At 67.3% G+C, this 23,966-nt stretch carries 22 protein-coding genes; 13 read left to right on the top strand and 9 right to left on the bottom strand.

Annotated features, from left to right (window positions below; genetic code table 11):
* Positions 1–3: 3 nt before the first annotated feature.
* The 6 genes from DVS29_RS03470 (at position 4) to DVS29_RS03445 (ending at position 6,565) form a co-directional block, all read left to right on the top strand.
* Positions 4–1,071: a type II secretion system F family protein gene (locus tag DVS29_RS03470; RefSeq protein WP_118179075.1), complete on the top strand. Its 1,068-nt coding sequence runs from the start codon at positions 4–6 to the stop codon at positions 1,069–1,071.
* 107 nt (positions 1,072–1,178) lie between these two features.
* Positions 1,179–2,138, top strand: coding sequence for a tetratricopeptide repeat protein (locus DVS29_RS03465; protein WP_420816062.1), 960 nt, complete (start codon positions 1,179–1,181; stop codon positions 2,136–2,138).
* 27 nt (positions 2,139–2,165) lie between these two features.
* Complete coding sequence (locus DVS29_RS03460) at positions 2,166–2,534, top strand: DUF3613 domain-containing protein (RefSeq protein WP_118179032.1); 369 nt, start codon at positions 2,166–2,168, stop codon at positions 2,532–2,534.
* Position 2,535: 1 nt separating this feature from the next.
* Positions 2,536–4,323: a TadG family pilus assembly protein gene (locus tag DVS29_RS03455; RefSeq protein WP_164707837.1), complete on the top strand. Its 1,788-nt coding sequence runs from the start codon at positions 2,536–2,538 to the stop codon at positions 4,321–4,323.
* A gap of 24 nt (positions 4,324–4,347) precedes the next feature.
* The gene (locus tag DVS29_RS03450; protein WP_118179030.1) at positions 4,348–5,736 is read left to right on the top strand and encodes a sigma 54-interacting transcriptional regulator; all 1,389 of its coding nucleotides are present in this window, start codon (positions 4,348–4,350) and stop codon (positions 5,734–5,736) included.
* Between the two features lie 61 nt (positions 5,737–5,797).
* Positions 5,798–6,565: a DUF2968 domain-containing protein gene (locus DVS29_RS03445; RefSeq protein ID WP_118179029.1), complete on the top strand. Its 768-nt coding sequence runs from the start codon at positions 5,798–5,800 to the stop codon at positions 6,563–6,565.
* 51 nt (positions 6,566–6,616) lie between these two features.
* Here the strand turns inward: DVS29_RS03445 and DVS29_RS03440 are convergent, their stop codons facing one another.
* Positions 6,617–7,837 carry a low temperature requirement protein A gene (locus tag DVS29_RS03440; protein ID WP_118179028.1) on the bottom strand — a complete coding sequence of 407 codons (1,221 nt, stop codon included), beginning with the start codon at positions 7,835–7,837 and terminating at the stop codon, positions 6,617–6,619.
* A gap of 3 nt (positions 7,838–7,840) precedes the next feature.
* Positions 7,841–8,041, bottom strand: a complete 201-nt coding sequence (locus tag DVS29_RS03435) for a hypothetical protein (RefSeq protein WP_118179027.1) — start codon at positions 8,039–8,041, stop codon at positions 7,841–7,843.
* A gap of 279 nt (positions 8,042–8,320) precedes the next feature.
* Here DVS29_RS03435 and DVS29_RS03430 point away from each other — a divergent pair, with 279 nt between their 5' ends.
* A complete protein-coding gene (locus DVS29_RS03430) occupies positions 8,321–8,551 on the top strand; it encodes a hypothetical protein (RefSeq protein WP_118179026.1) in 231 nt (76 codons plus the stop codon).
* A gap of 7 nt (positions 8,552–8,558) precedes the next feature.
* Here DVS29_RS03430 and hfq read toward each other — a convergent pair whose 3' ends face one another.
* The gene (gene hfq / locus DVS29_RS03425; protein ID WP_118179025.1) at positions 8,559–9,044 is read right to left on the bottom strand and encodes an RNA chaperone Hfq; all 486 of its coding nucleotides are present in this window, start codon (positions 9,042–9,044) and stop codon (positions 8,559–8,561) included.
* Between the two features lie 527 nt (positions 9,045–9,571).
* Between hfq and DVS29_RS37185 the strand changes: the two genes are divergently transcribed.
* The 6 genes from DVS29_RS37185 to DVS29_RS03400 all read left to right on the top strand — a co-directional run bounded on the left by DVS29_RS37185 (position 9,572) and on the right by DVS29_RS03400 (position 14,236).
* Positions 9,572–9,736 (top strand): hypothetical protein, encoded by a 165-nt coding sequence (locus DVS29_RS37185; protein WP_164707824.1) that lies wholly within the window; start codon positions 9,572–9,574, stop codon positions 9,734–9,736.
* Between the two features lie 193 nt (positions 9,737–9,929).
* Positions 9,930–10,472 (top strand): sigma-70 family RNA polymerase sigma factor, encoded by a 543-nt coding sequence (locus DVS29_RS03420; RefSeq protein ID WP_118179024.1) that lies wholly within the window; start codon positions 9,930–9,932, stop codon positions 10,470–10,472.
* Entirely contained in the window at positions 10,469–11,278 is an 810-nt protein-coding gene (locus DVS29_RS03415) for an anti-sigma factor family protein (protein WP_118179023.1), read from the top strand. The genes DVS29_RS03420 and DVS29_RS03415 overlap by 4 nt, the downstream gene beginning before the upstream one ends.
* A 341-nt stretch (positions 11,279–11,619) precedes the next feature.
* Positions 11,620–12,096: a hypothetical protein gene (locus DVS29_RS03410; RefSeq protein ID WP_118179022.1), complete on the top strand. Its 477-nt coding sequence runs from the start codon at positions 11,620–11,622 to the stop codon at positions 12,094–12,096.
* Positions 12,096–13,679, top strand: a complete 1,584-nt coding sequence (locus DVS29_RS03405) for an FAD-binding oxidoreductase (RefSeq protein ID WP_118179021.1) — start codon at positions 12,096–12,098, stop codon at positions 13,677–13,679. The genes DVS29_RS03410 and DVS29_RS03405 overlap by 1 nt, the downstream gene beginning before the upstream one ends.
* Positions 13,680–13,741: 62 nt before the next feature.
* The gene (locus DVS29_RS03400; protein ID WP_118179020.1) at positions 13,742–14,236 is read left to right on the top strand and encodes a hypothetical protein; all 495 of its coding nucleotides are present in this window, start codon (positions 13,742–13,744) and stop codon (positions 14,234–14,236) included.
* On the opposite strand, the gene DVS29_RS03395 is transcribed toward DVS29_RS03400, so the two are convergent.
* The 6 genes from DVS29_RS03395 to DVS29_RS03370 form a co-directional block, all read right to left on the bottom strand.
* Positions 14,224–15,252, bottom strand: coding sequence for a DUF1571 domain-containing protein (locus tag DVS29_RS03395; protein WP_240655448.1), 1,029 nt, complete (start codon positions 15,250–15,252; stop codon positions 14,224–14,226). The two genes, DVS29_RS03400 and DVS29_RS03395, sit on opposite strands and share 13 nt — an antisense overlap.
* A 304-nt stretch (positions 15,253–15,556) precedes the next feature.
* Positions 15,557–17,329 carry an AMP-binding protein gene (locus DVS29_RS03390; RefSeq protein WP_118179072.1) on the bottom strand — a complete coding sequence of 591 codons (1,773 nt, stop codon included), beginning with the start codon at positions 17,327–17,329 and terminating at the stop codon, positions 15,557–15,559.
* A 59-nt stretch (positions 17,330–17,388) separates the two neighbouring features.
* Positions 17,389–18,690, bottom strand: coding sequence for an acetyl-CoA C-acetyltransferase (locus tag DVS29_RS03385; protein ID WP_118179019.1), 1,302 nt, complete (start codon positions 18,688–18,690; stop codon positions 17,389–17,391).
* Between the two features lie 72 nt (positions 18,691–18,762).
* Positions 18,763–19,677, bottom strand: a complete 915-nt coding sequence (locus tag DVS29_RS03380) for a MaoC/PaaZ C-terminal domain-containing protein (RefSeq protein WP_118179018.1) — start codon at positions 19,675–19,677, stop codon at positions 18,763–18,765.
* Positions 19,678–19,679: 2 nt separating this feature from the next.
* Positions 19,680–21,185: a 3-oxoacyl-ACP reductase gene (locus tag DVS29_RS03375; protein WP_118179017.1), complete on the bottom strand. Its 1,506-nt coding sequence runs from the start codon at positions 21,183–21,185 to the stop codon at positions 19,680–19,682.
* 111 nt (positions 21,186–21,296) lie between these two features.
* Entirely contained in the window at positions 21,297–23,795 is a 2,499-nt protein-coding gene (locus tag DVS29_RS03370; RefSeq protein ID WP_118179016.1) for an acyl-CoA dehydrogenase, read from the bottom strand.
* Positions 23,796–23,966: the final 171 nt, after the last annotated feature.

The following is a 23,966-nucleotide window of genomic DNA, read 5'->3' as shown; positions in this document are numbered from 1 at the left end:
GCGTTGCAACCGAACCAGCTCGCCGCGCTGGCGCTCGTGCTGTTCGCGCTCGCGCTCTTGATGATCGCGGGGCTCGTGCTCGCGCGCATCGCGGCCGCGCGGCGCAGTGCGCGCACGTTGTCGAGCGCACTGGATCAGCGCGCGGTGGCGATCGCCGCGGCGGCTGCGGTCTCTGCTGCCGCCGGTGCCGGTGCCGGTGCCGGTGCTGGCGATGTGCGCGGATCTGGCGCCGGGTTGAACGCAGCAGGTCAAAGCGGTGCGGCCCGCGCGGGCGCCAACGCGTCGCCAGCGCGCAACCAAGGTTTCGCGGGCGCGCTGCAACGTCTCGGCGATGCCGGCGTGCGCTGGCTCGACACGCCGTTCGGCCGCCAGGTGGTCGCGGACGAGGACCGCCGTTTTCTGGAGCAATGCGGCTTCGTCGACGTTCGCACGCGCGGGCTGTTTCTCGTGGCCCGCGTGGCCTGCGCGCTCGTTGCTCTGGTGCTCGCGATCTGGCTTGCGGACCTGCATGGCGGCCGGCTCGTGATCGTGCCCGCGTGCGCGCTGATCGTCGGCTTCATGGCGCCGAAGTTCGCGATCCGGCGGCGTGCGTCGCAGCGGCGTCTTGCCGTCGTCGACGAACTGCCGCTGCTCGTCGATCTGCTGCGACTGTTGCAGGGCGTCGGACTGTCGCTCGACCAGAGCCTGCAGGTGATGGTCAACGACTTCCGCGGCATGCTGCCGGTGCTCGCGGGCGAACTCGAAATCGCGCAGCGTCAGTTCAGCGCAGGCCGCACGCGCGAGCAGTCGCTGCAACGTCTCGCTTCGAGCTACGCCAACGAGGATCTGCACGCGATCGTGCGGCTGCTCGTGCAGGTCGACCGTCATGGCGGCGCGGTGCAGGAACCGCTGAAGCAGTTCGGCGACCGGCTGCGCGAAGCGCGCCGCGCGATGCTGCGCGAACGTATCGGCCGGCTGACCGTGAAGATGACCGGCGTGATGATTCTCACGCTGCTGCCCGCGCTCCTGATCGTGACCGCGGGACCGGGTCTCATGACCGTCAAGCAATCGCTGCGCGCGATGCATCGTTGAGGACCATACACATGATGAACGACCGGACGAGCATGCGACGCGAAACTTACGAGACGTTGCGGGTGCAAGCGGACGAAAGAGCAGACGCAAGAGCGGACGCAAGACGCGTGAGCGGAAACGACGCGAGGAAGTCGCGCGCGTTCGCGCTGCTGCCGCTGCTCGCAAGCGTCACGCTGCTGTCCGCGTGCGCGATCAAGGAATCCGGCTATGGCGTGGGGCCGCAGGCCGAGCGCGAAGCGCAGCTGCAGCAGCAGACGCAGCACGATCCCGCGCCGGACACGCCGGGCATGTACCTGGGCCTGATCGACCGGATGCAGCAGCAGGGTCTCTACTACGCGTCGCTCGCGCATATCGATGCGTACGAGAAACAGTACGGCGTCACGCCCGACACGATCCTGCTGCGCGCCGACGCGTTGCGCGCGACGGATCAACCGGCGGCAAGCGCGGCCGCCTACGGCCAGCTGCTGCGGACGCCGCTTGCTGCGCGCGGCCACCGCGGGCTCGGACTGCTCGCGGGCGCGGCGGGCGATTTCGATCGCGCGGCGAACGAGCTGCACCAGGCCGTGCAACTGTCGCCGACCGATGCGTCGACGCTCTCCGATCTCGCGTACGCGCGGCTGCGCGACGGCGATGTATCCGGCGCGCGGATTCCGCTGATGAAGGCGGCCGAGCTTGATCAGAACAACCCGAAGATCGTCAGCAATCTCGCGCTGTTCCTGCTCGCGGACGGTCAGACGCAGCAGGCGCAGACGCTGATGAACACGCAGAAGCTCGCGCCCGACGTGCGCGCGGCGATTCGTGCCGATGCGGCGAAAGTCGATGCCGCGAGCCGCGCGCGGCAACACGCAGCATCGCACGCGCATGCGAATGCGAACGCGCGCGCGGCCACGCCATCGGTGCTCGCGGCGATTGCCGAAGCCGATCCGGATGCATTCGCGTCGGGCGCGGGGCAGCACGCAGCGCAGTCGCATATCGCGGCGACTGACAGCGCCAGCGCTACGGCTCCGATATCGACGATCAGCGGCTGGGACGGCGCGCCGCATCTGCTGCAACGCTTCTCGCAGTGACGGCGAGCAATGAACGGAGAACACGTAATGAACGACTACACGTATCGCAACGAGCGGCTCGCGACGAAAGCCGCGCTGTACATCATCTGCGCGGCCGCGTGCACGCTGCTATCGATCACGCAGGCAGCACACGCGCAGCAGTCGACTGTGCAGCCGTTGCCGCCGCCGGTCGCGATCGGCGATTCGACGAACGCATGGCTCGCGCTCCAGCGCAGCAACCGCGAAGCCGCACCGATGCAGCCGATGCTTGGCGCGGAAGCCGGGCTTGCCTATCAGCGCTACCTGGATTCGTTCAAGACGAAGATCCCCGCGTCGTTCACGTCGGCGACGGATGGCGGCAACGCGGCGAACCAGCTGCACGTCGACTACACCAACGGCAACGGCGCGCAGAACTGAGATGGTCGCGATCGCAGCGAGGCGGAGCCTCCGACGGCAGCGCGGCGCGATCTCGGTGGTCGCGGCGTTCTGGCTGCTCGTCGCGGTGGCCGCGCTCGCGGTGATCGACGTCGGTCATTTGTTCTTCGAGAAACGCAGCCTGCAACGCGTCGCGGATCTCGCCGCGATCGCCGGCTCGCAGCGTATCGCCGGCAGCTGTGCCGACGCGCAGGCCGCTGCGAACAGCAATGCGGCGGCCAACGGCTTCAGCACAGACGCGAGCGGCGCAACGCTGAACGTGACCTGCGGCCGCTGGGACACCAGCGCGAACGCCGCGCCCAGCTTCTTCAGCACGGCGGGCGCGCCGCAGAACGCGGTGCTCGTCGACATCGCGCAGACAGTGCCGTATTTCTTCCTCGGGCCGTCGCGCACGATGACGGTCGAGGCCACGGCGCAGGCCACCGACGTCGACGCGTTCACGCTCAGCACCGGCCTCGCGCAGCTCGATACGCAGCAGTCGGTGCTGCTGAACAGCATTCTCGGTGGTCTGCTCGGCACGCAGCTCGCGCTGAGTGTCGGTGACTATCAGGGGCTCGCGAACGCGCGCCTGTCGGTGCACGACCTGATGGTACAGCTGCATGCGACGACCGTGAACGAGCTGCTCGGCACGTCCGTCACCTACCAGCAGCTGACCGCGGCGATGGTGAGCGCGCTGACCGCGAACGGCGACACCGCCGACGCGACGCTGCTCGACACGCTCGCGGTGGCGGTGCCCGGCAACCAGAGCTTCAACGTCGGCGATGGCGGCACGTCGTCGCCGGGTCTGCTCGCGCTGTCGCTCGCGGATCCGCAATCGGCAGTCGACGCGACGCTGTCGCCGCTTGACGCGGTGTTCGTGGCCGCGCAGATTTCGCGCAGCGCGCCGGCGGGCTCGTCGTCCGCGCCGCCGATCATCAACGTCGACGCGAGCACCGCACTCGTCGGCGTGATGCCCGCGAGCCTGTCGCTGCAGATCCTGCAACCGCCCGCGCTCGCGATCGGCGAGGGTCCGGACGCGAACGGCAACGCGCGCACCACCGCGCGCACGGCGGTGATCACGGCGAGCCTCAAGCTCGCGCCGCCGGTGTTTTCGTCGTTCGGTCTGAATCTCGTGGTCGCAAACGTGACGGTGCAGGCGCTCAACAATCCGCTCGTGCTGTCGCTGACGAGCGGCGAAGGCGACGCTGCGCTGACCGATGTCGACTGCTCGACGACGAAGCCCGACAGCGCCGTGCAGATCGACGTGCAGCCGGTGGTCGCGAAAGCGTGCCTCGGCACCGATTCGAACTGCGGCGGTCCGATCAACGTCGTTGGCGTGTACGCGGGCTCGATCCTGACGGGCCAGACCAAGGTCGCGCAGATCGCGCTCGGCTCGACGGCGGGATCGGGCATCGGCTGGCTGACGGTGCAGCCCCCCGGTCCGCAGACCATCAGCTTCACCGGCGTGACGGGCGCGGCCGCCGATGGCGCGGACACGCAGACCGTCAACTCGAACCAGGTGGGCAGCGATCTGTCCTCGCTCACCGGCAGCGTGCTCGCGACCGTGCCCAACGCGTTGCAGGTCACGGTGCTGAATCTCAATCTGACGTCGGGCCAGCTCACGACGCTGCTGACCGGCGTCAGCAACGCGCTGACCACCACGCTGCAGCCGGTGTTCGCGTCGCTCGACGACGTGTTCGTGCCGGTGCTCGGCGCGCTCGGCGCGCAGGTCGGCACCGCGACGGTCCATCACAACTCGCTGACCTGCGGCGCTGCCCGCATCGTCAGCTAGCAGGCAAACCAGGCAATCCTGACGATGAGAACCCCCACGAAAATCGAAGAGCTCGACCTGTATGTCTGGGAAGGCAAGGCCGACATCGTCGAGCGGGTCGCGCGCTGCATGGCGAGCTTCGACGTCGACGTGATCCGTGCCGACGACATCGCGATCTCGCCCGAACGCACGGCGACGCGGCCGTCGCTCGCGATCATCAGCGTGTCGGCGATCGACAGCGGCGCGCTCGCGCTGCGCGACTGGCGCGCGCTCGGCATGCCGGTGGTGTGGGTCGGCGCGGCGCCGCGCGACCACGATCCGACGATGTATCCCACCGAGTACTCGCACATCCTGCCCGCGGATTTCACGGCAGCCGAGCTACGCGGCATGATCGTCAAGCTCGTGCAGCAGGTCCGCGCGCATTCCGCCCAGACGCTTTCGCCGACCACGCTCGTCGCGAACTCCGAAAGCATGCAGGCGCTGCTGCGCGAGGTGGACACCTTCGCCGACTGCGACACGAGCGTGCTGGTCGGCGGCGAGACGGGCGTCGGCAAGGAGCGCATCGCGCAGCTGCTGCACGAGAAGCACTCGCGCTACGGCGCGGGCCCGTTCGTCGCGGTGAATTGCGGCGCGATTCCCGATGGCCTGTTCGAGTCGCTGTTCTTCGGTCATGCGAAGGGGTCGTTTACCGGCGCGGTGCTCGCGCACAAGGGCTATTTCGAGCAGGCCGACGGCGGCACGCTGTTTCTCGACGAAATCGGCGACCTGCCGCTCTACCAGCAGGTGAAGCTGCTGCGCGTGCTGGAGGACAACGCGGTCACGCGGATCGGTTCGACCACGCCTTCGAAGCTCGACTTCCGGCTCGTCGCCGCGACCAACAAGAATCTGCCGCAGCTCGTGAAAGAGGGCGCTTTTCGCGCGGACCTGTACTACCGGCTCGCGGTGATCGAGCTGCGCATTCCGTCGCTCGAGGAACGCGGCGCGGTCGACAAGATCGCGATCTTCAAGGCGTTCATCGCGTCGGTGGTGGGCGCGGAGCGGCTCGCTGTGTTACCCGATCTGCCGTACTGGCTTGCCGAGGCGGTGGCGGACACCTACTTTCCCGGCAACGTGCGCGAGCTGCGCAATCTCGCCGAGCGCATCGGCGTGACCGTGCGCCAGGTCGGTGCATGGGACGCCGCGCGTCTGCACCGGCTGGTCGCGCTCGCGCGCTCCAGCCAGCCGGTGCCGGCCGAGAATGCCACCGAAGTGCTGGTCGATCGCAGCAAGTGGGACATGGCGGAGCGCGGCCGCGTGCTGGCCGCGCTGGAGGCGAACGGCTGGCGCCGGCAGGACAGCGCGCAGTACCTCGGCATCAGCCGCAAGGTGCTGTGGGAAAAGATGCGCAAGTATCAGATCTTCGATGAAGAGCCCGAAATTCGCGAAAGTGAGTAATAATGAGACAGCTTGCTTAAGCGATGAGAAGAAATTACTACAACGTTACGACGGGATATTCATGGACCGAAAGTCGACCTTTCGACAGGTGGCCCTTGCATTGCTGATCGGTATCGGGGGATCAGGTTGCACGTTCGCACAACCGACGCCGGCCGCGGCGCCGGTGCAGCCGGCTAGCGACGCAGTCGTCGCCACGCCTGCCGCCACCACCGCATTGCCGGTGGTGTCCGGCCAGACGCCGGGTGCCGATGCCGCTCAGGTCGCCTCACAGGCGGCCTCTCAGCCAGTGCTCAATGCCGACGAGGCAAAGCAGTCGACCGGCGGCAACGTCGCCGAACTGCAGCAGCTGATTCACGGCTCGGCGCTGACCGAATTTCGCACGACCTACAACGGCAGCTATGGCGCAAGCCTGCTGTTCGATGCGAAAGAGATGAACTACTGGGTCGCGCTGTTCCAGCAGAAGACCTTCTGGCGGGTGATCAAGACCACCGACGCGACGCGCGCCGAGCTGATCTACAAGGACTTCGCGCGGCAGACGCTGCAGCTTTCGAGCGTCGAGATCCGACGGACCCAGCTTGAAGCGCAGAAGGCGTTCACCGACCGGATGATCGCGCTGTCGCAGGAGCATGCGAGCCGTCTGCAGGCCGACCTGGCTGTGGCGCAGCAACAGCAGCAGATCGTCGCGAGCCAGCAGAAACAGAACCACGATCAGGCCGATGCGCTGCAGGCGCAGAAGATCGCTGCCCAGGCGCAGCTGCGCGACGCGCAGCGGCAGGTGCGCGAGCTTCAGCATCAGCTCGAGGGCGGACTGCCGGGCACGACGCGGTAACGTTCAACAAACGTTCGACGGGACGATACGATACGGAGCGCTAACGATCGCCTACTCGGCGGTCGCGCCCGTATCGGTTCTGTCATCGGTTCCTGCCCCAGCCATCACGCGGCGTGACACGGTCTCCCAGCCGGCCACGACGATCAGCGTGGCCATCGTCAGGCCGGCGGTCATCAGCAGGTCCGTGTGCAGCGCGAACGGCGCGATGAGCGCGAAGAGCGCGCAGCCGATCCAGTGCGACAGCGGAAACCAGCCGTACACGACGCGCTTGTAGAGCCCGGTGCCGATCACGTAGAGCGCGGGTCCGCCGGCGAGCAGCCACACCGTGGCGAGCGTCACGCGTTCGGGCGGATGCAGGATCACCAGATCGTCCGCGGCCGCGCTGACGATGATGCCCGCCACCAGAACCACGTGGATGTAATGGAAGTACGAGGCCATCAGCCCCGGCTCCTTCGATTCGACGATCGCGCGGCTGCCCGCTTCGCTGCCGGTGTCGAAGTAGATCCACCACATCGCGACGCTGGCCGCGAAACACACGAGGAACGCGATGACCGACGGCGCATCCCAGCCGCCGAGGTCGGACCACGTGCCGCCTGTGACCAGTACCGATTCGCCGAGCGCGAGAATCACGAACCCCTGGCAGCGCTCGGCGATGTGGCCGCCTTCGGCTGTGCGCCAGTCGGCCGCGCGCGACCGGCCGAGCCACGGCAGTGGAAAACCGAACATCGGCGCGACGTATTCGCACAGCACCGCGGCGGTCCACCAGCCGAAGCGCGCGGCGCCATCCGCGAAGCCGCCGGCGATCCACGCGATACCCGAGATCGCGAGCCAGCCGCAGATGCGCCGGAAATTCGCCGTCAGCCGATGGTCGCGGCCGAGCAGGAGCAGCACGACGATGCTGCGGCCCAGCTGGATCGTCACGTAACTGAGCGCGAACAGCAGGCCGCGCTCGCCGAACGCGAGCGGCAGGCTCGCAGCCATCGCCATGCCCGTCAGCATCACCGCGAACAGCAGCAGACGCACCGGTATGCGGTCCGGGTCGAACCAGTTCGTGACCCAGCAGGTGTACTGCCAGCCGAGCCACACCGCGAACCAAAGGATTAGCGTCTGCAACGCGCCTTCTAGACCATGATCGTGCATCAGCCGATGCGACAGTTGCGTGACAGCGAACGCATAGATCAGGTCGAAGAACAGCTCGATGTAGGTCACGCGCGCTTCTTCGCCGGTGCGCGCGCGCAGGTATCGCCCGTTGAGGGGTTGGGGCCCGGCCATGCGCTAGCGATGCTTGCCGTGGTGCGGCGCGGAAATAGCAGCGGGTTTGCCCGGCGGGCGTTTCGGCGCGTCCGGCGGGTCGACCGCGATCGGGTCGCTGGCAGGGAAGGTTTCCTCCAGCGCCTCGTCGAGCAGTTCGTCAGGCGTGTGCGGAGTGTCGCCGGATGGCGGCGGAGTGTGATGCGCGGGTTTCGACCTGGACATGGCGCGCTCCCATCGAAGTACGAACAGTCAGCATAGCGTAAAGGGGCCAGCGCCGGTCGTCGTCCGGATGGCCAACGTTCACTCCCGGTGCGTGAGCCTCGTACCAGTCACGCCAGCATGCGCAGTGCCGCGTTCGGGTTCGGGTTCGCCACGCACCGCACCGTACGCGGATTGCTGTCAGCCTTCTGAAAATTCATCAGGCGTAACTCGTTTTGAGGATGTCGCAGCGCAGTTGCCCAGCCGGGCGGCGCGCCGGCGCCGATCAGGGGTGATGCCGACATGAGTCCGAACGCCGCGGGTCCGAGGCAGCGAATCCACGCGTGGCATGGCGTGGTGGAGGCTGAGCTCGACCATCTCGAGTGGGCGACGCGACAGCCGATGAACGCGACGCTCAACGCGACCTACTGGCGGCGGCGCCTGCTCGACATCAAGATCGGGTTTGAGTTGACGCAGCAGCAGATCCAGCGGATCGAGACGCTGCTGCACCGGGTGGGGAGTCTGGGAAGCTAGCCGAAGTTCAGCTGTTGCCGTTGCCGCCGTTACCGGGGCCACTGTCGCCGTTGCCGCCGCCGAACAGGCGCCGGCGGCGCGTGACGATCACCGGGCCGTCGGACGATGCGCCCGACGAAGCCGGCCGTTCCGACGGCGCGGGACGATCTCCGGACGGCGCGCCATAGCTTTCGCGCGGCTCTCTCGGCTCGCGCGGACCATGCGACTCACGGGGACCGTGCGGGCCACGCGTGCCGCCGCCATGCTCGCCGTGCGCGCCCTGCGGGCGTGCCGTGCGCGGACGCGTTCCGGTGTCGTGCTGGATCGTGGAGATGGCGCGCTTGTAAATGCCCTGCAGACCGACGGGCGTGCGCAGCATCACCAGGTACTGATCGAACGACTCGATGCAGCCCGTCAGACGAATGCCGTTGACGAGATAGATCTCAACGCGCTTGCGTTCTTTGCGCGCTGCGTTCATGAAGTCGTTTTGCGGATGTGATTCTGCGGAAGGCATGGACGATTCTGGTTAGAAAAACAGTGGTTGGCCAGGATTCTACCCTGTGTCGGGCATCTTGCGCGGCGCGTAGCGGACCGTTCCACTATACCGGCTTGCCGCTCAGGAAGCATCCTTCAAGATGTGTAACGAGTCGTTACCAGCGCTGCCGCGGCGCTCGCGATCCATCGTTCGCGGCGGTGCGTTGCGCGGCATGACACGGCAATGCTCATTCAAACGCGTGCGGCAAGGCTCACAGCGAAGCGCGCGCCAAAACGTGACGAAATGCAAGCACGATGCGCGCCGGGGCACGCTCTGCGCGCCGCGGGTTGCTCGCAATCTGCCTGCCGTTGCCACGATTTCGACATAGTGCGCGCGCTTCACCCGGTCCCGCACCCTGGCCGGATGGACGATCCACATCATCACGTTAGCGCGCCAGAATCATTTGTCCAGTCGCGCGCAAAAAGGTTTTCACGGGGGCGGAATAAAACGCGACCGGGCTGCGTTATGAAGGCATCGTCGCTTTTCAACTCGCAGGAGAACGCTTCATGAAATCGATGCATGCGATCAAACGCAGCCACGCAAGCCGCGTCGTGTCGGCGCTGCTCGTCATCGTGGCGGTCGGGCTCGCGGGCTCGCTTGCCGCCTGTTCGTCGACGAACGGCGGCGGCACGTCCGGCAGCACCGGCAATTCGAGTACCGGTGGCTATTGATCGAACTGGCTGAACGGTACTCAACGAGCGTACCAACTGAGCGCGAGGAGACCCGCCGCGCCGCGCGCGCCGCGAAAGACGGGGAAAGGCAAGGGACCGCACCACCAGGCATGACAGCGCACCACAACGCACACCACAACGCGCAGCAACGCAGGACAACGCAGCATAACGAAAGCGGACGCGATCGAAGAGCGTGAGCAACCGTCAGGCGAAATTCGAGTCGGAAGTGATTGCGTGGCTGCCGCAACTGCGCCGCTATGCGCGCGCGTTGACGGGCGACCCGATGTGGGCGGACGACCTCGTGCAGGATACGGCCGAGCGCGCGCTCGCCCGCTGGTCGGCGTTTCGTCCGCAGACCAATCTGCGCGCATGGCTCCTGACGATCCTGCGGCACATCCATATCGACCAGTTGCGCGCGCGCCGCGAAATCGCCGTCGACGACGAAAACGCGCCGTGGCGCACGCTCGAGGCGCCGCGCGGCGACATCGACGGCCTCGTGCTGCGCGATGTGCAGCGGGCGCTGTATTGTCTGCCAGTGGAGCAGCGCGAGGTGATGCTGCTCGTCGGCGTCGAGGAACTGACGTACCAGGAGGCGTCGGGCGTGCTCGGCGTGCCGATCGGCACCGTGATGTCGCGGCTGTCCCGCGCGCGCGAGCACATGCGGATACTGCTGACGGAAGGCGACGGACCCGCGCGGCAGAGTCCGCCGCTCAAGGTAGTGAGAACCCAGCGATGAACCACGACGACCACGATTCCGATGCGGACCTGCAAAGGTTGTCGGCGTATGTCGACGACGAGTTGCCGGGACCCGAGCGCGACGCGGTGCACGAGCGGCTCGCGAACGACCCGCACGCCGCCGCGCAGGTTGCCGCCTGGCGCGCGCAGACCGCGGCGCTGAAGGCATTGTGCGGTGCGCCGGCCGCCGGCGAACGCGACAGTCGCGCAGGTGCCGAAACCGCGCCCGCCGCGATGATCCTGCGGGTGCGCGCGCCGCGCTGGCGGCGCATGGCGCTGGCCGCGTGCTGGCTCGCGGTGGGTGCCGGTCTGGCGCTGCTCATCGGGCCGCTCGTGCCGCGCCTCGGCGGCAGCGGCGAAACGCTCGCGCTCGCGCGCCGCGCGGACGTCGCGTACGCGGTGTACACGCCCGAGGTCCGTCATCCGGTGGAGGTGGCCGCGGCCGAGGAACAGCATCTGATCGCGTGGCTGTCGAAGCGGCTCAACCGGCAGCTGTCCATTCCGTCGCTGCAGGAATACGGCTACGCGCTGGTCGGCGGGCGCCTGTTGCCGGATGCGAGCGGACCGGCTGCGCAGTTCATGTACGAAAACCAGTTCGGCGAACGGCTGACGCTTTACGTCACGGCGATTCCGAAAGACGAGACCGCGTTCCGTCTGTTCCGCGACGGCAACCGCAGCACCTTCTACTGGGTCAACGACCGGATGGGCTATGCGCTGTCGGGGCCGATCTCCGAGAGCAAGCTGCGCACGATCGCAATCGACGTCTGCGCGGCGCTCGGCGGCAAGCCGGAAGCGTGGCAGCAGTAACGCGTCTGGCGCGCTGCCCGCTGGATGCCGCACCCACGTACCGCACCCGCGCGAAATCCATCGCCATTCCCGTGCGAACCGCGCACACTGCTGGAGTGCGAACCGTCCGCATCGGCCCGTTGAAAAATCGCGTAACGAATACTCCACCACGCCCGCATGACGCGGCGGAATAGGTCCGGCTGGCGGTTCGTTCTATCGTTGCAGGCGCGTGCTCGACACCGCCTGCAACGGCGCACGGATTTGCGCGCATGCATCACCGCATGCGTCGCGAGCCGTGCAGTGCGCGCAAAGCGTCGGCACAACCGCGCCTGTGCGCGAGGGCATCAAGGCGGGATCACATCATGCGCAAGATTCTCGTTTTAGGCGCGGTGCTCGGTGCGTGCGCGGGTTGCACGACACCGGTCGCCAACCAGACCGCCGCCGCTCCCGGCAGCGTCGGCACGATGAACGATCAGCTCGTCTGCCGGACCATCGTCGGGCAGGCGGACATCGACGGTACGCCGCAGCGGATTGTCGGCAACGCGTGCCGGCAGCCGGACGGCAGCTGGCAGATCGACACCGACGAAGCAGTGCTGTACCCAGCGTATCCGTACTGGGACCCGTGGTATTACGACCCATGGCTGATCTGGCCGACGGCCGTGATCGGCGGCGGGTCGTTCGTGTTCTTCGATCATTTCCACCACCATCACCACGATCATCCGGGTTCCGCCGGACCGTGGCACGGGCGCGGCGGCACGATGCACCACGCCGGCGGCGGCGCGACGCATGGCGGCGGCGGTGGAATGTTCATGAGCGCGGGCGGCGGGATGCGGCGCTGATGCCGGCGGCGCGCACGCTACCGCCGGGCGTGTCGGCCGCGCGCTTCGATCAGGCGCTCGCGCGCTGGCGCGCGATAGTCGGCGACACGAACGTGATCGCGTCCGGCGATGCGCTCGCGTCGTGGACGGACCCGTTCGCGCCCGGTCCCGATGCCGCATTCGCCGCGTCGGCGGCGGTGCTGCCTGTATCCGTCGACGAAGTGCGCGCCGTGCTGCACATTGCCGGCGAAGCGCGCATTCCGCTGTGGACGGTTTCGACCGGACGCAATCTCGCCTACGGCGGCGCGGCGCCGCGTCTCACGGGTTCGGTCGTGCTCGACCTGCAGCGGATGAACCGCATCCTCGCGGTGAACGACGAGTTCGCCACCGCGCTCGTCGAGCCCGGCGTCAGTTATTTCGATCTCCATACGTATCTGCGCGAGCACGGCCACCGGCTGTGGGTCGATCCGCCCGCGGTCGGGTGGGGCAGCGTGATCGGCAATACGCTCGAACGCGGTTTCGGCACGACGCCGTACGGCGATCACGCAGCGACGCAGTGCGGGATGGAAGTGGTGCTCGCGAACGGCGACGTCGTACGCACGGGAATGGGCGGCATCGAGATCGGCACCGCGTGGCAGCTGTACCGGCCGGGCTACGGTCCGTCGTTCGACGCGATGTTCCTGCAGTCGAACTATGGCGTCGTCACGAAGATGGGCGTGTGGCTGATGCCGGCGCCGCCCGCGTATCTCGTCGGCGAGATCCAGTTTCGCGACGAGGGCGATCTCACGGCGATCGTCGATACGCTGCGCGAGCTGCGGCTGGACGGCACGATCGCGCAGCACGCGGTGATCGAAGGCGCGATCCGGCGCGCGGCGGGGCTCGGCCCGCGCGCGCAGTGGTACGACGGCGCAGGCGCGATGCCCGACAGCGCGATCGACGCGATGACGCGGCAGCTCGACATCGGCCGCTGGAATCTGCACTACGCGCTGTACGGCGAGCCCGACCTGATCGAGCTGCAGCACAAGCGTGTGCGTCGCGCGTTTTCTGCGATTCCGCACGCGCGTTTCGCGTCGCAAACGTTGCGCGGCGACGAAGCGCCGCAAGGCGGAGCCGACCGCAACCTGGCCGGCATCCCGGCGATGACCGCGTTCCGGATGCTCGACTGGCTCGGCGGCTCGGGCGCGCACGTGGATTTCTCGCCGGTGTGTCCCGCCGCGGGCCGCGACGCGATGCGCCAGTACACGCTCGCGAAGCACCGGATGGCCGAGTATGGCTTCGACTACTACGGCGGCTTCACCGCGGGCGTGCGCCATCTGCATCACATCTGCGCGATCATCTTCGACCGTAACCGGTCAAAGCAGGCCGCCGATGCGGGCGACCTGCTGCGCGCGCTGATCAGCGACGCGCGCGCCGCCGGCTACGGCGAATACCGCGCGCATCTGCTGTACATGGATTTCGCGGCGGCGCAGTACAGCTTCAACGACGGCGCGCTGCTGCGCCTTTCGGAGACGATCAAGGATGCGCTCGATCCCGACGGGATTCTGTCGCCCGGCAAGCAGGGGATCTGGCCGCGCGCGTGGCGTTCGAAGCGGGGGTATACGTAGCGGCGCGTAGCAGCGCTTTGAAGTACGCACCCGGCGAGAGCGCGAGGGAAAAGGCAACGGTCATGCAACGACGCGATTTCGTGATGAGCGGGTTCTGGCTTACGGCGAGCGAAGCGCTGCCGCTGGCGCTTTTCACGCCGCGGGTTCGCGCGTCGGGCATCGGTGTGGATCGAACGGGTCACGCTTTGGCAGTCTTCGATTCGACGCTTCCGGTGTCCGTCGAATTCGCGCGCCGCATGCGGGCGGTGGATGTGCCGCTCTTCGATGCCGCCGACGATATCGGCGCGCTGTGGCATACAACGCTCGCATCGCGTCTGCGCATCGACGATTCACACGCACCCGATGTGCCCGTCACGCTGTTCGGCGTCACGCGCGCGTCGGACGGCTTCGTGCTGCAACGGCTTGCCTGCGCGCCGGGCTTCGCGTTGCATCACGCACTCAACTGCGGCAGAGACGACACGAGCGGAGAGCGCTCGCGCACAGCTGCCGCCATCGCCTTCACGCTCGAACGCACTGCGCGCACCACAGGCACCACGCTTCCAGCTCAAAACTTATAGGCGCGATTCTTCGGATCGAATGCACTGTCGTCCAAAGTCTGCGGCATGATCTTTTCGAACACGATCCGTTCGAACAGCTGCCCGTCGTTGCTGTACGACTCCACGGTGCGGAAATACGGATGACGCAGATCGAGGCCAAGCGTTTCCTTCTTCGCGTAGTACTGCGGCTGCCCGGTCGGCGTATCGAACGTGAAGGTGACGACGCGCACGCCGTCGATCGTTTTCACGTCGATGGTCTGCTGCGGCGCGTCGCCGGCTTTCGCGAGCTGTTTGCCTTCGTTCAGGTACTGCGTCGCGATGAACTCGGTGCCGAGGTCGCGCACCTGATGGTTCGACTGCGAGTGCGCGAGCGTGCCGGTGATCGACGTCCACAGCGGCATCATGCCGAGGATGCCGCCCAGATGCCCGTACATTTCGTCGCTGCGCTTCGTCTCGTCGTAGATGATTTCCTGGCCCGCGTGCGCGCCGTCAGGCAACCACTTCGCGTAGATCCTGAGCGGTTCGCGCGTCAGCTTCACGAGCATGTGATCGGGCTTCGACGGCCACTGTCCGCGAATGCGCTCGGACCGCAGCATCGTGAACGTGTACGACGGATAGCCGTTCGGTCCTTCGCGGATATAGCGCGGCACCGCGAGCGGATCGAGCGAGCGGAACAGGGAGGTGAGCGCGTCGTCGCTCAGTGTTTCCAGCATGCCGCTTTGCGCGGCGCGCTGCAGCCATTTCACCTGCTGGTCGAGCGTGAGCTTGCCGACCTGTTCGGGCGGCGTTTTCGGAGGCGACACGTTGGCAGGCGCGGCAGCGACGTCCGCCGCGGAGGCGGTGGCCGCGGCGGCGGAGGCGGCGCTCGCGGCATCGGTCACCGCGCTCGGCACGCCGTTGGTCTGTGCGGCGGCGGCCGGCGCAAAGGCGATCAGGCATGCGGACAGCGCGGCGACGGTGGTCAGGCCGGCAACGTTCGGAACGGAGGCCGATGCAAAGCGCGGCACAAAGAGCCGTGCAACAAGCGGTGCGGACAGGGGCGATAGCAGCAGCGAAAACAGCGACAAAATCTGCGGCGGCAGAAACCGGTGCGTCATCGGCAGGATCTCCAGAAACGTTTCAACCAGGGCGGGCGGCGGTTCATCGCGCGCGCGTACGAAGTGCAGCGAGGCAACTGCCGTGCCTACCGACGTACCTACCGCCGTGCCCACCGCCGCGACCGTCATTCTGCACGGTTCGCGGCGTGCGGCGCAGCGTCGCCACCTAAGGCTAAACGTTTGAAACCTGCATTTGTTCCCGAATGCCGTGCCGGTTCCGCGTCAGCGCGGCTTCGGTTCTACCTCAGTTCTGTGTCAGCTTGCGCAGTTCCTCGTCGCGCAGCGCGCGGCGCAGAATCTTGCCGACGTTGGTCTGCGGCAGCTCGCTCCTGAACTCGACGAGCTTCGGCACCTTGTAGCCCGTCAGATGCTTGCGGCAGTGCTGGATCACGGCCTCCGCCGTGAGCGTGGGGTTGCGAGCCACCACGAACACCTTCACGCGCTCGCCCTGCGCCGGGTCGGGCACGCCGATCGCCGCCACCTCGCGCACGTCCGGGTGCATCGCCAGCACGTCCTCGATCTCGTTCGGATATACGTTGAAGCCGGATACGAGAATCATGTCCTTCTTGCGGTCGATCAGCTTGATGTAGCCGTGCTCGTCCATCACGCCGATGTCGCCGGTTGCGAGCCAGCCGTCGGCGTCGATCACCTTCGCGGTTTCCTCCGGGCGGTTCCAGTAGCCCTTCATCACCTGCGGACCCTTTACGCACAGCTCGCCCGCTTCGCCGATGTTCGCCCACGTGCCGTCGTCCTTGCGAAAGCGCACCTGCGTCGATGGCGCGGGCAAGCCGATCGAGCCTTCGAAATCGCGCATGTTCGACAGGTCGACCGGATTCATCGACACGATCGGCGAGCATTCGGTGAGCCCGTAGCCTTCGACGATCGGTTTGCCCGTCACCGCCTTGAAGCGGTCCGCTACGGCCTTCTGCGTGGCCATGCCGCCCGCCATCGCGAGCTTCAGGTCGGAGAAGTCGCGCTTGCGGAATTCCTCGTTGTCGAGGAACGCGTTGTAGAGCGTGTTGACCGCGGTGATGCCCGTGAACTTCTCGTGACGGATGATCATCATCACGCGCTTCGTGTCGCGCGGATTCGCGATCAGGATGTTGCGTCCGCCGAGCCCCATGAAGATCAGCGCGTTCAGCGTGAGCGAATAGATGTGATAGAGCGGCAGTGGCGTGAGCACGGTCTCGACGTCGCCGGTGAGCTGGTCCGCGGACCACACCTTCGCCTGCAGCAGGTTCGCGATGATGTTGCGGTGCGCGAGCATCGCGCCTTTCGCGACGCCCGTCGTGCCGCCTGTGTACTGCAGAAACGCGATGTCTTCGGGATGCAGCGTGACGGGCGTAAGCGTGCGGCCGTAGCCGGCCTTCAGCGCGTCGAGCAGCGTCACGGCCTGCGGCAGCGCGTATTTCGGCACCATCTTCTTCACGTGGCGCAGCACGAAATTCAGCAGGCGCCCCTTCAGGTTCAGGCCGTCGCCAAGCAGGTCGCCGAGACCCGTCACGATCACGTTTTCGACGCGCGTGCCGGGCAGCGCGTCCTCGACGGTCTTCGCGAAGTTCTCGAACACGATGATCGTCTGCGCGCCGCTGTCTTTCAGCTGATGCGCGAGCTCGCGCACGGTATAGAGCGGATTCACGTTCACGACGACGGCGCCCGCCTTCAGCGTGCCGAACAGCGCGACCGGGTACTGGAACGTGTTCGGCAGCATGATCGCGACGCGCTCGCCGGGCTTCACGCCGAGGCTCTGCAGATACGCGGCGAACGCATTCGCCTTGCGCGCGAGTTCGCCGTAGGTCATGTTCTCGCCGACGCTCACGTACGCAACCCGCTCGCGGAACTGCTCGATGCATTCGTCGAAGAACTGCACGATCGACTGGTACTGCGTGACGTCCACCTCGTGCGGCACGCCGGGCGGATAGGACGCGTACCAGATGCCGTCGGTGTTGGGTACAGCGGATGACGAAGACGCGGGCGCGTCTGTCCGGACGGAATCGCCCCGGGCTGGCTGGTTCATGATCGTGTCTCCCTGTGTCTTTATGTGAATGTGCTGTGAACCGTTGAGCGCGTCGCGCATCAGCGCTCGAGTATCGCGACGACGCCCTGGCCACCCGCCGCACAGATCGAGATCAGCCCGCGCGCGGTGCCGTCGGGCTTGTCGAGCTGCGTCAGCATCTTCGCGAGGCCGGCTACGATGCGGCCGCCCGTCGCGGCGAACGGATGGCCGGTCGCGAGCGAGCCGCCGTTGACGTTCAGTTTCGCGCGGTCGATCGAGCCGAACGGACCATCGAATCCGAGCTGCGTGCGGCAGTATTCGTCGTCTTCCCACGCGGCGAGCGTGCAGAGCACCTGCGCGGCGAACGCCTCGTGAATCTCGAACCGGTCGAAGTCCGCGAGCGTCAGGCCCGCGCGCGCGAGCATTCGCGGCACCGCGTAGGCGGGCGCCATCAGGAGGCCTTCGTTCTTCTCAAAGAAGTCCACCGCGGCCGTCTCCGACCAGCTCAGATACGCGAGCACCGGCAGATCGTGCGCTTCGGCCCACGCGTCGCTCGCGAGCAGCACGGCGGACGCGCCGTCGGTGAGCGGCGTCGAATTGCCCGCGGTCAGCGTGCCCGCGTCGCGGTCGAACACGGGCTTGAGCGTGCTGAGCTTTTCCATCGACAGTTCTGCGCGCAGGTTGTTGTCGCGCGCGAGCCCGCGGTACGGCGTCATCAGATCGTTCATGAAGCCGTTCGCGTAAGCGTCGGTGAGCTTGCGGTGGCTCTCGTACGCGAGTGCGTCCTGCGCTTCGCGCGCGATGCTCCAGCGCTTCGCCATCCGCTCGCAGTGCTCGCCCATCGAAAGGCCGGTGCGCGGCTCGTTGTTGCGCGGCAGCAGCGGCTTGAACAGCATGTCGGGGCGCAGCTTCGTCAGCGCGCCGACGCGCTCGCCGGTGGTGCGGCTGCGGTTCGCTTCCAGCAGGATCTTGCGCATCCGCTCGTTGACGCCGATCGGCGCATCGGACGTCGTATCGACGCCGCCCGCGATCCCCGCGTCGATCTGCCCGAGCGCGATCTTGTTGGCAACGAGGATCGCCGCTTCAAGACCGGTGCCGCATGCCTGCTGCACGTCGTACGCGGGCGTTTCCTTCGCGAGCGTCGTCGACAGCACGGATTCGCGGGTCAGGTTGAAGTCGCGCGAGTGCTTGATCACCGCGCCCGCCGCGACTTCGCCGAGCCGCATTCCATGCAGGTTGTAGCGGTCGATCAGACCTTGCAGCGTGAAGGTCAGCATCTCCTGGTTCGATGCGGTCGCGTACGCGGTATTCGAGCGCGCGAACGGAATGCGATTGCCGCCGATGATCGCGACGCGTCGCACGGCTGGAGGCGGGTTGGGCATCGGAGGTCTCCCTGTCGGTTCGTGTGTCCTGATGTTTTGCGCGTCGCCGCGTTTGGCGCACGTAGCGCGCCGCTAGCGCAGCACCCAGTCGATCGTGCCGCGCAGATGCGGCTTCTCCGCGGCCTTGTCGCGCACTTCGAAGTCGCGCGTGATCAGCGACGGCGACGCGGTCCAGAAGCTCGCTTCGCCCGGCAGCAGCATCGGCGTCTTGAACTCGCCGGCGAGCGTCGCGCTCGCGAGCGGCTTCGGCGGCTGCAGTGCGGACGCGGCGCGCGCGAGCGTCCACATGCCGTGCGCGATCGCGCGCCGAAAGCCGAACGCCTTCGCCGACAGCGCCGTCAGATGGATCGGGTTGTAGTCGCCGGACACCGTTGCGTAGTCGCGGCCTAGTTGTGGCGGTAGCTGCCAGCGCGAATGGCGCCTCAGCGCGTCGCGATCGTAGTCGAGCGGCGCGGGCGCATCGCCCTGCGGGTTCGCGACACCGCGCTTCAGGTACAGGCTGTCGCCGTCCCACACCGCTTCGCCGCGCCGGTAGATGCGCGTCGCGAGCGCGAATACCTGGCCCTTGTCGTGACGGCGCCAGCCGTCGAACTCCACTTCGATGCGCAGCGTGTCGCCGATCGTGAGCGGCCGGCGCTGCTCGATGCGGTTCGCGATGTGCACGAGACCGAGCGCGGACCATGGAAACGCGGGGTCCGTCAGCAGCATCAGATGCAGCGGAAACGCGAGCAGATGCGGATAGGTGAGCGGTACGCCGTGGTCGGGAATGAAGCCGCACACACGCGCATAACGGTCGATCGCGAGGCCATCGAGCGGCACCGCCGGCCGCACGTAACGCAACGCCGGCAGTTGCAGCGGCCGGTTGCGCTTGATCACGCCGCTCGCCGCGCGGCCGTACAGCACGTACGGCTTCGGCAGCTCGGGCAGCACGACGGTTTTCGCTCGCGGTGCGCCGCCAGGCGGGACGGCATCGAACGGTTGGCGCATCGTCACGCTCCGATCAGGCTCTGTCCGCAGACCCGCACGACCTGGCCCGTCACGCCCGCGGAACCGGGATGCGCGAGCCACGCGATGGTCTGCGCGACGTCGTCGGGCTGACCGCCCTGGCTCATCGAGTTCATCCGGCGGCCCGCTTCGCGCAGCGCGAGCGGCATCTTCGCGGTCATCTGCGTTTCGATGAAGCCGGGCGCGACCGCGTTGATCGTGATGCGGCGTTCGCGCAGCGGCGCGGCCATGCTCTCCACGCGGCCGATCACGCCGGCTTTCGAGGTCGCGTAGTTGGTCTGGCCGAGGTTGCCCGCAATGCCGCTGATCGACGATACGCAGACGATCCGTCCGCCTTCGCGCAATGCGCCGGCGGCCAGCAGCGCATCGTCGATGCGTTCCTGCGCCGACAGGTTGATGTCGATCACGTTCTGCCACGCGGCGTCGGTCATCTTCGCGATGGTCTTGTCTTTCGTGATGCCGGCGTTGTGCACGATGATGTCGATGCCGGCTTCGCCGAACGCATCGACTAGAGCCGCGGGTGCGTCCGGCGCGGCGATATCGAGCGGCAGCGCGGTGCCCGAGAGCTTGCGCATCGTCGAATCGAGCGCTTCGATGGCCGACGGGATATCGACGCCCGTCACGTGTGCGCCCTGCGCGGTCAGCACGCCCGCGATCGCGGCGCCGATGCCGCGCGCCGCGCCCGTCACGACCGCGCGCAGACCGGAGAGCGGCAGCGTCCAGTCGAAGTTTGCGCCGAGGCCGTAGTCGTCTTGATGCAACGCGCTGGAGGAGGGCGCCGCATTGGTGAGGTCGCTGCCCGCGATGCCGGTCGAGCTGCCGTCGGCGGGCAGGCCCGCGTTCGCCTGCGCTTCGATGCGGATCACCTGGCCCGACACGTAGGCCGAACGCGGCGACAGCAGAAAGCGCAGCGTCGCCTCGATGCGCGCGTCGGCGCCGGGCTCCACGTAGACCAGATTCGACGTAATTCCGCGCCGCGCCTCCTTGCCGAGCGAGCGGGTCAGGCCTTCGAGCGCGCGCTGCGCGGTCCATTGGCGCGGGCTTGCGCAGGTCTCGGGCACGCGGCCGAGCACGACGATGCGTCCGCACTTGCCGAGCGAGCGCAACGTGTCGTGAAAGAACGCATGCAGCGGTTCGAGCTGACTGCTGTCGGCAATGCCGCTCGCGTCGAACACGAGCGCGCCGACCCGCCCCGTCTGACCCGGCTCGACGGGTTCGAAGCGGCCCGTCATCAGGCCGTGGCGTTGGGCGAGCGCGATCCACGGCGCGGCGCTCTCGTGCGCAACCGTCGTGATGCCGATGCGGCGGATCACGTCGGCGAAGCTGTCGAGCAGTTGCGGCTCGCGCGCGGCGCCAAGCGCGACGATGCCGTCGAACTCGGGCCGGTCGGCGCGGTAGCGCCGCAGCACCTCGGGCTTCGGCAGCCCGAGCGAGCGGACCAGCCGGCCGCCGAACGGCGAGTTGACGAAGTTCAGGTAGGAATCGTTCATCGTGCGGTCGCCTCGCGGGCCTCGCTTCGGATGTGCAATAGTCTCATGTCTGTATGACGCACCTGCAACTAACCGTCTGTCCCGCACCCGCCACCGAAGTGGCCGGGCGCGTCAGGCGGCGAGCTCCATCGCCTTGTCCAGCGCGTCCTGACGCTTTTGCAGGTCTTGCAGGAGACCGAAGTCGGCAGGGAAGTCGTCCACCTTGACGACCTCGGCGCCGTACCGCGCATAGTCATCGAGGATACGACGTTCTTCGGCGTCGATGAGTCCCTTGCCGAGCGCGATGTCGGTCCACGCGTCGAGCTGCGCGAGACTCTGCGGCATCGGTGCGAGGCGGCCGTCCTTCACGGCGGCGCGCAGCTTGTGCTCGATCTCAGCGACGCGCGGCGTCAGCGCGAACACGACCTCGCCATAGCCGAGCGCGTCGACGTCGACGTGCGGCACGTACGAATCGGCGATCAGCCGGTCGCGGGCGGCGCCGGGCGTCTGCATCAGCTCGGCGATCTCGCTGCCGAGCGTATCCGACGGCGCGCGATGCGGTATGCCGAACGGGAACGCGACGAGCCGCACGAACGCTGCCGCGGCACGGTTCGGATAGTTCGCGAGCACGCCGTCGAACGCCTGGTACGCCTGCAGCAGCGCGTCTTCCACGCCCCAGCGCACGAGCGGCAGATCGTCCTGCTGACGGCCTTCGTCCTCGAAACGCTTGAGCGTCGCGGAGATCAGGTAGAGCTGCGACAGCACGTCGCCGAGACGCGCGGAGAGGCGCTCGCGCCGCTTCAGCTCGCCGCCGAGCGCGAGCATCGATACATCGGCGAGCAGCGCGAACGCGGTGGACAGACGCGTGGCCGCGCGGTAGTACGCGACCATGCGCGGGTCCGCGCGCTGCGGCTTCGGAATCAGCAGGGCGCCGGTGAACGCATGTGCGATGCCGCGTACCACGTTCGACGCGGTGAAGCTCAGGTGCCCGAAGCATGCCGAATCGAAATCGATGAGCGCTTTCGCGCGATCGGCCTCCTGGGTCGCGGCCATCTCCTTCAGCACGTACGGATGGCAGCGGATCGCGCCCTGGCCGAAGATGATCAGGCAGCGCGTGAGGATGTTCGCGCCTTCGACGGTGATCGCAATCGGCACCTGCTGGTACGCGCGGGCGAGGAAGTTCGACGGGCCCATGCAGATGCCCTTGCCGGCCACGACGTCCATGCCGTCGTTGATGATCTTGCGCGCGCGTTCGGTGATGTGATACTTCGCGATCGCCGAGATCACCGACGGTTTTTCGCCGAGGTCGACTGCATGCGCGGACAGCCGCCGCGCGGCGTCCATCACGTACAGGTTGCCGCCCATGCGGCCGAGCGCTTCCTGCACGCCCTCGAACTTGCCGACCGGCGTGCGGAACTGGCGGCGCACCGCGGCATACGCGCCGGTGCCGCGCACCGTGAGCTTCGCCATCCCGACGTTCGACGACGGCAGCGAGATCGCGCGGCCTGCCGCGAGACACTCCATCAGCATGCGCCAGCCGTTGCCGACCTGCGTGCGTCCGCCGATCACCCAGTCGAGCGGAATGAACACGTCCTTGCCCGAGTTCGGGCCGTTCTGGAACACCGCGTTGAGCGGCCAGTGACGACGGCCAATGTTGACGCCCGGATGGTCGGTCGGAATCAGCGCGCAGGTGATGCCGGGTTCGTCGTCGCCGCCGAGCAGACGGTCCGGATCGAGCACGCGAAACGCGAGGCCGAGCACCGTCGCGATGGGCCCGAGCGTGATGTAGCGCTTGTCCCACGTCACGCGAAAACCGACCGTCTCGCGGCCGTCATGCATGCCCTTGCAGACGATGCCGGTGTCCGGAATCGCGGCAGCATCCGAGCCGGCGTACGGGCTCGTCAGCGCGAAGCAGGGGATATCGTCGCCGCGCGCGAGACGCGGCAGATAGTGGTTCTTCTGCTCCTCGGTGCCGTAGTGCATCAGCAGTTCGGCTGGGCCGAGCGAGTTCGGCACCATCACCGACACAGCCGCGGCGGAGCAGCGCGTCGCGAGCTTCATGATGACCTGCGAATGCGCGTACGCGGAGAACTGTTTCCCGCCGTAGCGCTTCGGAATGATCATGCCGAGGAAGCCCTGTTCCTTGATGTAGCGCCACGTTTCCGGCGACAGGTCCTGCCACAGTGCGGTGGTCTCCCAGTCGTTGGCGAGATCGCAGAGGCGCTCGCATTCGTTATCGAGGAACGCCTGCTCTTCGCCGGTGAGGCGCGCGGGTCCGTGCGCGAGCAACGAGTCCCAGTGCGGGCGGCCGGAAAACAGCGACGCGTCCCACCAGACGGTGCCGGCTTCGATCGCGTCGCGTTCCGTCGGCGACATCTCCGGCAGGATTTTGCGGAAGGTTTCGAGCACCGGCTTCGAGACATACGCGCGACGCAGTGGCTTCAGCGTGAGCGCAAGCGCGGGCAGCACGAACACGATGCCGAGCACGATCATCCCGGCCGTGCCGGTCGCGCCCGTGACGCGTGCGGCGGCCACCCAGACGACCATCCACGCGAGCCATCCCCATGCCGGCGCCTCGACGTATAGCAGCGCGAACGCTGCGATGAGCAGCGCAACGATGAACCAGCCCATGGTGTGTCCTCCCTTTTTCTGATGATCGGTGCACACGTCCCGCTCTCAGGTGCGGGGTGTGCGTCTCGTGTTTATCGTTCTGTTGCCCGGCTCGCTGTTGCATCCGTTGCAGCCGTTGCCTGCATTTCTGGCGTTACGCGACGTTCCGCAAAGGCGAGCACGGGCCGAGCC

Origin of the sequence: Paraburkholderia phosphatilytica, assembly GCF_003443895.1 — a bacterium.
GTDB lineage: Bacteria > Pseudomonadota > Gammaproteobacteria > Burkholderiales > Burkholderiaceae > Paraburkholderia > Paraburkholderia phosphatilytica.
This window is presented reverse-complemented; position numbering and strand designations above follow the sequence as displayed.